Origin of the sequence: Mesorhizobium sp. M7A.F.Ca.CA.001.10.2.1 (genome assembly GCF_003998575.1) — a bacterium.
Lineage (GTDB): Bacteria > Pseudomonadota > Alphaproteobacteria > Rhizobiales > Rhizobiaceae > Mesorhizobium.
Map to the genome: position 1 here is coordinate 1 of NZ_RZQY01001184.1, position 808 is coordinate 808.

The 808-nt window shown below is 62.0% G+C and carries 1 protein-coding gene and 1 pseudogene; both read right to left on the bottom strand.

Annotated elements, in window-relative coordinates; genetic code table 11:
* Positions 1-103: 103 nt before the first annotated feature.
* A complete protein-coding gene (locus EN964_RS36020) occupies positions 104-331 on the bottom strand; it encodes a hypothetical protein (protein ID WP_013532399.1) in 228 nt (75 codons plus the stop codon).
* Positions 332-694: 363 nt separating this feature from the next.
* A pseudogene (locus tag EN964_RS39025) lies at positions 695-808 on the bottom strand (cold-shock protein); the annotation flags it as partial.

The following is an 808-nucleotide window of genomic DNA, read 5'->3' on the forward strand; positions in this document are numbered from 1 at the left end:
AGCACACGGCGGACGAATTCGACCGGCTTGTCGAGGCCTTCGACCATATCGGCAATGGTTGCGTCGGCGGCGATCGGTGTTGGCGGTACGCGTTTGGTAGCCATCAGCGTCTTCCGGCCCGCTTCGGCAAAGCGGCTAGCGCGGCGGCGGCGGCCATCTCGTCGGCCTCCTTCTCCAGCCGCAATTCGCGCAGACGCGCGGTCTTGGCTTCACGTGCCTCGCTGACGGCGTCGCGCTCGGAATTGATGCGGTTGAGCGACATCGACTGGGTTTGCGTCTTGCTGAACAGGGACACGGCCTGATCGACGGTTGTCTTTGAACTGGTGGTCAAATCTTTCTCCTGTCAGGAGCCTGTGCCGATGGAGCGAGACCGGGTCTTCGGTCAGGATCACGCACAAAGCAATACGCGCGGCGAATTCAAATTGCTGGAGCGTCCCTTAGCACGTCCAGGCCGGCGCGCAGCGCACTTTCGGCGGCAAGGCGCGCAAAATGAAAAAGGCCAGGCACCGCCTGACCTTCATGGAGCGCCGCGCAACCAGATGACATCCAAAAAGGATGCACCCGGGGATGCACGAACGCCCTTCTCATGCGCATGATATGCCGTGGAAACTCAGGTCTCCGCGGCCATGCGCCCGAATTCGCCACTCACCGGTGCCAGTACATCCGTGGTCACCGGGAGAGCTGAATTCTTTTTTCAGGCCGCCTTCAACTGGTCGGCGGACATCTTGCCCGACTTGTTGTCGCGGACCATCTCGTAGCCGAGCTTCTGGCCCTCGACGATGTCGCGCATGCCGGCGCGCTCTACGGC